Source organism: Pseudovibrio sp. Ad5 (assembly GCF_001623095.1).
In the GTDB taxonomy this organism is placed as follows: domain Bacteria; phylum Pseudomonadota; class Alphaproteobacteria; order Rhizobiales; family Stappiaceae; genus Pseudovibrio.
In genome coordinates this window covers 154,397-164,558 of the sequence record NZ_LMCH01000006.1, presented here as the reverse complement: position 1 = coordinate 164,558, position 10,162 = coordinate 154,397, and the positions used below count along the sequence as shown (strand labels likewise).

Below are 10,162 nucleotides of genomic sequence, written 5' to 3'. Positions count from 1 at the left end.
GAATCTTTGGTGTTCTGAAAAACGTAAACTAAGTCAGCTATTCCGTAACAGCGTCTTGTTACCAAGACACTCGCGAATAACCGCCGTCCACGTTTCTCTTTCTTCTTCCGTATTCAATTGTCAATGAGCAGAGACTTTCGCCTCAATATCCAGACTTACAAGACCTCTTAAAAACCCCGTAAATCCTTCTGTTTTTGTGCCTCCAGAACCGCGCCTCAGTGGCCCGCCCCGGTGGCGTGAAGCGGGTTATAGGGATATGAGCTGACCCTGTCAACGAGCCTTGAGAGAAAACTTCAAAATTTTCACAGGACTGGGGAAACTTTTTCAATAATCGCAAACCCTGTATTTATATGGTGCTTAAAATCGTGGTTTGCCAGCCAAATTCATTATTTTCTCGCCAATTCCATTTTTTCTATAATTTTTCATAGTATCAGGGACAAAATCCAGCCGTATTTGTCTTTCATCAGTTGTCCCTATCTTCAGCATTGTCTATCAATCGTAAACACGTAATGCAGAACTCTGCTGCAGATGGCATCTCTGCCGATTTGGGGAAAGATAAGTAGCTCGATGAATTCTGGTAGGTTCCATACTAATGGAAGGCCTTCCGTCAATCTTGGCAATGAACCTGCTTTGATGGTGGACAGCCTTGCAAGTTCGTCTGACCAGCCTGCACGGCTTAATGGCCGTTGGTTGATCGGGACGATCCTGACCGGCATGACCTCCATTGTATTAATGGGTGGTGCCTTGATGGCTGCGCTTGATGGCCAGTACACCTATAAGACAGCGAAAGCCCCCGCGAGCACTTCAACAGACCTGACACCACAGCGTAATTCCAGCGGAAAAGGCGACCGCCTGAGCTCCGCAACCGACGGCTTCTCCAATCGGCAGATCATTGAAGTAAATACAGTGACCCGCAGCGATGGCCGTGACCACGTAAAAGCCAAGCCATATGCGCTCGTTAGCGCAAGCCTTGAGAATATCAAGAAACAGGAAACAGCTGCAGACATTCCGCCATTCGACCCGATCACTATGTATCAGGGAGAACAGGTTGCTCCATTACAGGTCGCCAGTGATGCAATCTACGGTGCCGACATTGAAGGCGAAGTCTCCATTTCTCAGCGCGACTTCCCACTGGAAGCTATGAGTATGGTCGCTCTTCCCGATCATAAAGAAGAGGCCGTTCAGGAGCAGGTCAAAAAAGCAGCGATGTTCATGCTGGATAATTCCACTGACATTGCGGCTGTGCCGAGCCTCGAAGACTTCAACGCAGGCTTTGCTCCACTTTCAGAACAGTCATTTGAAAACATCGAAGTCCGCATTACAGAAGAAAACGTTTCCTTCCAGCCCAAGTCCCGTAAAATCTCCCAGGCCAATCAGATCGAAGAACGCATAGTTCCAATCCTGACCCAGACTGACTTTATTGACATTCTGCTGGATGGTGAGGCTTCTGAGAAAGAAGCGGAAGGCTACATCAAAGCATTTACCGAAAACTTTGGCATCGACACAATCAAAGCTGGTCAGATCTTCCGCCTGTCCCTCAACACGGACGAGATCGAAGAGGACGACGGAATTCTTGTACGTGTCAGCATCTATGAAGATCAACGTCATGTAGGGACCATCGCACCAAACGATGAAGGCGAGTTTGTCGTTGCACCTGAGCCGTCCACACAGATGGCCGCAGACGCGTTTGCATCACAGCAGCAAAACTCCGTTGGCCCTCGCGCCACCTATTATGACTCGATCTACCAGACTGGTCTTGATAACGACGTCCCAACATCCCTCATCAAAGAACTCGTTCGCATCTATTCTTATAGCGTTGACTTCAACGCCTCCGTAAAAAGCGGTGATGAGATGAGCGTCTTCTATGGCCTTGATGCAGACCAGACCACTGGCACCTCTGAAATTCTTTATACATCCATCACCGTAAATGGTCGCTCACATCGTTTCTACCGTTTCCGCACACCGGACGATGGTGTCGTCGACTATTATGATGAGAACGGTCAAAGCGCAAAGCAGTTCCTGCTCCGTAAACCAATCGCAGCTGGCCGCTTTACATCTGGCTTCGGCATGCGCCGACATCCGGTTTTGAAAACCCGCCGTTTGCACACCGGCACGGACTGGGCCGCTCCTCGCGGCACCGCAATCTTTGCAGCTGGCGATGGGGTGATCCAAAAAGCCGCTTGGTCAGGCGGTTACGGAAAACGCGTCGAGATCAAACACGCCAACGGCTATGTCACCACATATAACCACATGACCCGCTTTGGCTCAGGCATTCAAAAAGGCCAGAAAATCAGACAGGGTTCCGTTATTGGGTATGTTGGGACCACCGGTCTTTCAACGGGTAACCACCTCCATTACGAAGTGAAAGTGAATGGTCGCTTCGTGAACTCCCTGAAGATCAAGGTACCGCAAGGCCGCATCCTTGAAGCTAAGGTTCTTGAGAACTTCAAGCGCGAACGCGACCGCATTAATGCTCTGATGGAAACAGGCCGTCCAAGCCAGCGCGTCGCTTCACTGCGGAACTGACCTTAGTTCATCAAAGGGATCACACGATTAAAGAGCAAATAGCATCAAACTACTTGCTCTTTTTGATAGCGCTTGCGCATCAGGATCACGAAGAACCAAAGATAAATACCAGTCTCCAACGCACGTTGCATGAGACCACTGAAAGCGGTTTCCATAGATAGACTGAAGAGCATCATCAGCAAGATCAGCCCAAGCGCCACCCAAAACGATCTTTCAGCTTTGGCATGAGACAACAAACACAATCCCACAACAGCGCAGAAATAGGCCAAAAAGCCAGCAGCCGTATGCATGAGTTGGCTGCGTGTTGGATCATCCATGTTGCATTCAAAATCACACGGAAAGAACGCAGCAACAGCGATAAGCAGCGGATAGCCTGCAAAAATCATCAAGCCAACACGCTCTACACGATTGCGCATCAGATAAGCAAAGCAGATCACGAGGCATGGCAGCAGTAGCAGCTCCACAACCGCAAAACCCCAATAATTCACGGCAGGCCCAAACGGAGCGCCGGTTGCTCCAAGAGCGCTCATGAACTGTGATATATGGTCGTAATCTGGATAAAACTGCCCGCCAATGACAACAGTCGCGGCAAGCCAGAGATAACTGACAACCACAAGCGATATTGCAATATCAACGTGTCTCATACCCGATGCCCTGCCCCCTAACGAACACTCAAGTTTTAGTCTGCATGACTAGACACTAAAAGCACACATTCGAACAGTCGCTTTATGTTTCAGGGTATGTCCACAAGGCACAAAAAAGGGCCGGAAGATCCGGCCCTCTTCTTTAACTCATGATCCAACCTGTCAGGTCGTTTCAAAAAGCAGTCTGTCCGTTCCCGCAGAGACCCGGATGGCCTGACCGTCAGAGATTGATCCAGCCAACAGCATTTCTGCCAATGGATCCTGCACTTGTTTCTGAATAACGCGCTTCAACGGTCGTGCACCATAAGCCGGGTCATACCCCTTCTCGGCAAGCCAGCCCATAGCACCATCATCCAGCTCAAGCTCCATCTTCCGATCGTCCAGCAACTTCTGCAAACGAGCTAGCTGAATTTCGACGATCCGAGACATCTGAGTCCGCTGCAAGCGATGGAAAAGGATAATCTCATCCAAACGGTTCACGAACTCAGGACGGAAGTGCGCTTTCACCGCATCCATCACCGGCCCGCGAACAGCATCAGCATCTTCACCTTCGCCCTGGGAAGCCAAAAATTCTGAACCAAGGTTCGACGTCATGATGATCAGCGTATTGCGGAAGTCCACAGTCCGGCCCTGCCCGTCCGTCAGACGGCCATCATCCAACACTTGAAGCAGAACGTTGAACACATCGCCATGAGCTTTTTCAACTTCATCAAACAACACCACCTGATAAGGGCGACGGCGAACCGCTTCTGTCAGAACACCGCCTTCTTCATAACCAACATAACCCGGAGGCGCGCCGATCAGACGAGCAACACTGTGCTTTTCCATGAACTCAGACATGTCCACGCGCACCATGGCTGTCTCATCATCAAAGAGATAGCTGGCGAGCGCTTTGGTCAGCTCTGTTTTACCAACACCAGTTGGGCCGAGGAACATGAACGAGCCAATTGGCCTGTTCGGGTCTTGCAACCCGGCACGAGATCGGCGCACGGCAGTAGAAACAGCGTGGACAGCTTCCTGCTGCCCAACAACACGCTTGGCCAGCTCATCTTCCATGCGAAGCAGCTTTTCACGTTCGCCTTCCAGCATCTTGTCGACGGGAATTCCAGTCCAGCGAGACACAATCTGAGCAATACTCTCACTGCTCACGGTCTCATTGAGCATGGTGTTATCGACATCTTCCGCTGTCTGGGCATTCAAGAGCTTCTTTTCCAGATCAGGAATAACGCCGTAAGCCAACTCACCCGCTTTAGCCAAATTACCGATACGCTGCGCCTGCTCCAATTCGGTGCGCGCTTCGTCCAGCTGCTCTTTTATTTTCTGCTCGCCGCTCAGCTTATCTTTTTCAGATTGCCAGCGTTGTGTCAGTGCATTGGATTCTTCTTCCAGATCAACCAGCTCTTTCTCAAGGCGCTGAAGTCGATCCTTCGTGGCGTCATCATCCTCTTTCTTGAGCGCTTCCCGCTCAATCTTTAGCTGAATGATACGGCGGTCCAGCTCATCCAGCTCTTCCGGCTTGGAATCCACCTGCATGCGCAAGCGACTGGCGGCTTCATCAACAAGGTCAATCGCCTTATCCGGTAGGAAGCGGTCCGTGATGTAACGGTTGGACAGCGTGGCCGCAGAAACAATCGCACTATCTGAAATGCGTACACCATGGTGAAGCTCATACTTCTCCTTGATGCCACGCAGAATAGAAATCGTATCTTCAACCGTTGGCTCACTTACAAACACAGGTTGGAAACGACGGGCCAGCGCCGCATCTTTCTCAACGTGCTTGCGGTATTCATCAAGCGTGGTCGCCCCAACGCAATGTAATTCACCACGCGCCAGCGCAGGCTTGAGAAGATTGGAAGCGTCCATCGCTCCATCTGCTTTCCCAGCCCCAACCAGCGTATGCATTTCATCAATAAAGAGGATCACACCACCAGCGGCGGCTTGCACTTCATTCAAAACACCCTTCAGGCGTTCTTCAAATTCACCACGATATTTCGCACCAGCGATCAGTGCGCCCATATCCAGCGCAAGCAGTTCCTTGTCTTTCAGGCTCTCCGGCACATCACCATTGACGATGCGCAGCGCAAGGCCTTCAGCAATTGCGGTTTTACCAACGCCTGGCTCACCAATCAGAACCGGGTTATTCTTGGTACGGCGAGAGAGAACCTGAATGGCACGGCGAATTTCCTCATCACGGCCAATCACAGGATCGAGTTTACCGTCGCGGGCAGCTTCAGTCAGATCCTGAGCAAACTTCTTCAGGGCGTCATATTGGTTTTCAGCGGATGCGGAATCCGCAGTACGGCCCTTACGCACTTCGTTGATAGCCTCGTTCAGTGCGTTTGGCGTGACACCACCTTGAGCGAGAGCCTTACCTGCCTTGCTGTCTTTATCCATAGCAAGCGCAAGCAGCAGCCGCTCAACGGTGACATAACTGTCGCCTGCTTTTTCTGCAATTTTCTGGGCTTGCTCAAAAAGACGAGCGGTTTCAGGCGCTAGGTACAGCTGCCCATTGCCGCCACTCACTTTAGGAAGCGCAGCCAGATCTGTCTCAATCTGTAGGCGGACATCCTGCACACGTCCTCCGGCCCGTTCAATAAGACCAGCAGACATGCCCTCGCTGTCATCCAGCAAGACCTTTAAAATATGTGCGGGAGTAAACTGTTGATGCCCTTGTCCCAGAGCGTATGTTTGCGCAGACTGAATGAACCCACGCGCACGGTCGGTGTATTTCTCAAAGTCCATATATAACTCCTATGTGCCGTGTCACCCGAAGCATGACAAAGCATTTTGGGAGGATCCGAGCCTCATAAAGAGCACCCGAAGCAGGAGACTTCCCCCTGCACTCTTCATATAGTAGTTCAAACTGCCGACAAAAGAGGGTCCTCGCAAGATCTTGCCACAATCCTTTGTTCCTCATAGTTTCGAATAGCTTAAACAACGGAATTTAATATGACTTTTTCGCCTGCGCATATCACCGCACTCGCAACACATCCAGTTAAAGGCTTAACGGCTCATCCACTTCAGACCACCACAGTAGAAGCCGGAGCTGTCTTCCCGCTGGATCGTGCCTATGCGATTGAAAATGGTCCATGCGGCTTTGATCCAGCAGCCCCTCAGCACATCTCAAAAAGCAAATTTCTAGTGCTGGTTCGTTATGAAGACGTGGCGCAGGTCAAATGCACATACGATCTGGAAAACAAAAGCATCACTCTGTCCAAGCCAGAGAGTGAAGACATCACGTTACCGCTGGAAACAGCTGAAGGACAGGATGCACTCGCAGCCTACTTCACAGCACACATGGGTGAGAAAGCCGCTGGCCCGCTCAAAGTCCGCCACGCAGACGACCATGCTTTCACGGATACTGCTGAGAATTTCGTACATGTCGTAAATTTGGCCAGCGTGAAAGCGCTTTCTGAGACTTTGGGTGTGGAGATTGATCCAAGACGCTTCCGCGCCAACATCTATGTTGAAGGCTTGGCAGCCTATGAGGAGTTTGACTGGGCCGACAAGAAAATCCGTTCCAGTTCAGGCGTAGAGTTCAAATTCGCGAAACGCACCCGCCGCTGCGCTGCCGTAGATGTAAATCCAGTCACAGCCGAGCGCGATACCAACATCAACAAGGCTCTTCATGGTTCACTGGGGCATATGGATGTTGGTATTTATCTGGAAGTGCTCAACAACGGCACACTTTCCGTCGGTGACACACTCATCATTGAGTAAGCCAGCACCCACAACGAACTATTTGCCAGTCAGCAAAAAAGAAAACCCCGCCTTTTGAGCGGGGTTTTTCATAGATCTCCGGCAAACCAGTGAGCCAGCAAGCACATCATCAGACGCGCTTAGCTTTCACCGTCTCCGGTTGTTTCCAAAGCCGCAGGTGCTGGTGCAGATGCAGGTGCATCCTCAGCAGGAACACGAGCTGTACGGGTACGCTGTGAACGAGCTGCACGAGGTGTGCGAGCACGAGGCGTACGACGTGGCTTCGTAGAAGCTGCATCATCTTCACCACCTTCTGGTGCCTCAGCTGGCGCTGCTGCACTTGCGGAGGATGAGGAAGGTGTACGACGAACACCACGACCACGAGTGCCACGAACACGACGGCGTGCTTTGCCATCATCTTCGTCAGCTGGTGCAGATGCGTCTCCCGAAGCTTCTGCATTCTCGTCAGCCGCTGGAGCTGTTTCGATAAACGGCTGAGGCGTATCCAGACCGATCACAGGCTGAGGGGTTGCAACCGCAACCTCTTGCTCTTCAGTCGCTGCCACAGCGTTTGGAGTTTCAACAGCAGCAGGTGCAGCTTCGTCTTCTGTACGCGCAGAAGGAGCAGCAGTCTGTGTGCTTTGGGGTTGAGCCGCAGCGACGATGCGCTGGTAATGCTCTGCATGCTGATAGTAGTTCTCGGAGGTTACACGGTCCCCGGAGGCCTGAGCATCACGCGCAAGTTGCTGGTACTTTTCAGCAACATGCAATGCGGTACCTCGGATCTTAACGTCCGGTCCATTTGACTCAAAAGTACGTGTCAATGGATTTGGAGCTTTACGCCCCCGTCCACGCATGCGCTTGTTATTCTGATTTCCTGGTCTCATTCTGCCGTTAACTTTCCGGAATAGCAATCGAACCTAACTGTGAGGTTCATGGGAGTAAGGTCTCCCGGATTCCAAATGCCGTTAATAAGCCTGCGTGTTGATGAGCACAAAGGCTATCAACATCGAAATGCAATCGCATTCGATCGTATAACTGCTTCAATGCGATATCCGACATCTGATCGCAGCAATACAAATGCATTGCTCTCTCAGTTCAACGATACGAGGGGTTGCTCAACTATCTGCTTTGAAACTATCAACCGACGTCTCTGCCAGGCTCGTCTCACAGTCAGTGAGTGCCCATCCCCATCGTTTTCAGCTTTTAGCTGGTATCGCTTGTCGGCGAGATGAAACTATCTCGTTCCGACGTATTTTCCAAGGGCTTTTTTCCAGATAATTGAATTCTTCGCCAATCATGGAAAAACTACAACAATCACCCTTGGTTGACCGGCCAGATCATGTTCACAACAAGCCTCCAATCCTACGAGTTCCCTCGCAAGAGTTGAAAGTTCATCGGCTTGATCAAACCCGATCTCCATAAGAAGTCCACTATTTCTCTTAAGAACTCGTTTAGCGTTGCCTATCAATTCTTTATAGGCAGTAAGACCATCCACTCCACCATCAAGCGCCAGCATAGGGTCATGCTGCTTAACTTCATGGCTTAACCCTTCAATTACAGAGCTGCGAATGTACGGCGGGTTACTCACAATAAAATCAAAAGATCCGCTCAGTGTATCCAGATAAGAACCGCGAACAGGGATAAATCGGTCAAGAACCTTGTTGTTTGCTGCGTTTTGTCGCGCAGTCTCCAAAGCCTCTTCACTGATATCAACAGCAAGACAAATTGCATTGGGCAATTCAGTCAGGAGTGCGATCGCGACCGCTCCTGTGCCAGTTCCAATATCTGCAAAAACCCATTCTTTTTCCAAGCCGCCATGGGCCTGACAAAACGCAATCGCAGTTTCAACCAGCGTTTCTGTGTCTGGCCGCGGCTCCAATGTTGCCGAAGACAACGAAAACTCCAGCCCCCAAAACTCCCGCTTTCCCAGAACGCGACCTACGGGCTTTCCGGCAAGACGTTCTTCCACATATCGGGAAACAACCACCAGCGTCTCGGGTTTGATCGCCTGATCGTACTCAAGGATCAGGTTTCTCGGCTCAATTCCAAAGGCTTCTGCAACAAGGACGCGTGCATCCAGATCAGCTTCAAGCAGACCTGCATCACGAAACAGGCTCCGCACCGCTAGGTACAAAGCCTGCACATTTTTGAGGTCGAAATTATCGAAGAGGCCGGACATTAAAGTCCTTCATCGGCGAGCAAGTTCGCTTGATGGTCCATAATCAGAGCATCAATCACTTCACCCGTAGCTTCGCCTGCGATCATCTGGTCAAGCTTATACAGCGTCAAACCAATACGGTGATCAGTCACACGACCCTGAGGGAAGTTGTAGGTACGGATACGCTCAGAACGATCACCGGAACCAACCTGAACACGACGGGCCTCGGTCCGTTCATTCGCAGCACGCTCACGCTCCACATCGTAGATCTTCGCCCGCAGCAGCTTCATCGCGCGGTCTTTGTTCTTATGCTGAGAGCGCTCATCCTGCACAGCAACTACAATTCCGGTCGGGTTGTGCACAATACGAACAGCGGAGTCGGTCGTGTTCACATGCTGACCACCTGCGCCTGATGCACGATAGGTATCGATGCGCAAATCAGCAGGATTGATCTCCACGTCCACTTCTTCAGCCTGCGGAAGAACCGCAACGGTCGCTGCGGACGTGTGAATACGGCCACCGGATTCAGTCTCAGGCACACGCTGCACACGGTGAACACCGGACTCAAACTTCAGCTTACCAAACACTTCCTGACCAGTTACAGCCGCCACGATTTCTTTGAAACCGCCCATGTCCCCTTCAGAAGAGGACATTACTTCAACTTTCCAGCCATTATTGTCTGCAAAGCGCTGATACATACGGAAGAGATCACCAGCAAACAGCGCAGCCTCGTCACCACCTGTACCGGCACGCACTTCAAGAATAACGTCGTGAGAATCCGCTTTGTCTTTTGGTAAAAGCCCAATGCGAACTTGCTGGGTCAGCTCTTCGACAACGCCTGTCAGCTCATCACGCTCAAGCTGCGCAAGTTCTTTCATCTCCGCATCGCTTTCAGGGTCTGCCAACAGTGCTTCCGCACCTTCCAGATCACCCTCGGCTTTGCGAAGTTCACGAATGGACTTCACAATTGGATCGAGTTCCGCATAGTCCCTTGAAAGCTTGATATAAACATCCGGTGCAGGACCAGATGCCATCTCGGCCTCAATACCTTCAAAGCGTGCTAGCAGTGTGTCTAGTTTTTCTGGTGCCAGCATTTCGCGGCAACTCCTCAAGCGTTAGGCAACTAATTTAA

Annotated in this window: 7 protein-coding genes; 2 read left to right on the top strand and 5 right to left on the bottom strand. The window is 51.1% G+C overall.

Features of this window, described 5'->3' with window-relative positions; translation table 11 throughout:
* Positions 1-567 precede the first annotated feature (567 nt).
* Complete coding sequence (locus tag PsAD5_RS04265; RefSeq protein WP_063291194.1) at positions 568-2,526, top strand: M23 family metallopeptidase; 1,959 nt, start codon at positions 568-570, stop codon at positions 2,524-2,526.
* Between the two features lie 44 nt (positions 2,527-2,570).
* Here PsAD5_RS04265 and PsAD5_RS04260 read toward each other — a convergent pair whose 3' ends face one another.
* Together PsAD5_RS04260 and clpB are read right to left on the bottom strand one after the other, a co-directional pair.
* Positions 2,571-3,170 (bottom strand): DUF998 domain-containing protein, encoded by a 600-nt coding sequence (locus tag PsAD5_RS04260; RefSeq protein WP_063291193.1) that lies wholly within the window; start codon positions 3,168-3,170, stop codon positions 2,571-2,573.
* Positions 3,171-3,332: 162 nt separating this feature from the next.
* Positions 3,333-5,912 carry an ATP-dependent chaperone ClpB gene (clpB, locus tag PsAD5_RS04255; RefSeq protein ID WP_057463457.1) on the bottom strand — a complete coding sequence of 860 codons (2,580 nt, stop codon included), beginning with the start codon at positions 5,910-5,912 and terminating at the stop codon, positions 3,333-3,335.
* Between the two features lie 207 nt (positions 5,913-6,119).
* Here clpB and PsAD5_RS04250 point away from each other — a divergent pair, with 207 nt between their 5' ends.
* Positions 6,120-6,890 carry an MOSC domain-containing protein gene (locus tag PsAD5_RS04250; RefSeq protein ID WP_063286036.1) on the top strand — a complete coding sequence of 257 codons (771 nt, stop codon included), beginning with the start codon at positions 6,120-6,122 and terminating at the stop codon, positions 6,888-6,890.
* A 119-nt stretch (positions 6,891-7,009) separates the two neighbouring features.
* On the opposite strand, the gene PsAD5_RS04245 is transcribed toward PsAD5_RS04250, so the two are convergent.
* The 3 genes from PsAD5_RS04245 to prfA form a co-directional block, all read right to left on the bottom strand.
* Positions 7,010-7,726, bottom strand: a complete 717-nt coding sequence (locus PsAD5_RS04245; protein WP_082596887.1) for a DUF4167 domain-containing protein — start codon at positions 7,724-7,726, stop codon at positions 7,010-7,012.
* Between the two features lie 440 nt (positions 7,727-8,166).
* Positions 8,167-9,051, bottom strand: a complete 885-nt coding sequence (gene prmC / locus PsAD5_RS04240; RefSeq protein ID WP_063291192.1) for a peptide chain release factor N(5)-glutamine methyltransferase — start codon at positions 9,049-9,051, stop codon at positions 8,167-8,169.
* The gene (gene prfA / locus PsAD5_RS04235; protein ID WP_057463460.1) at positions 9,051-10,124 is read right to left on the bottom strand and encodes a peptide chain release factor 1; all 1,074 of its coding nucleotides are present in this window, start codon (positions 10,122-10,124) and stop codon (positions 9,051-9,053) included. Before prfA ends, prmC begins: the two co-directional genes overlap by 1 nt.
* Between the last annotated feature and the right edge of the window lie 38 nt (positions 10,125-10,162).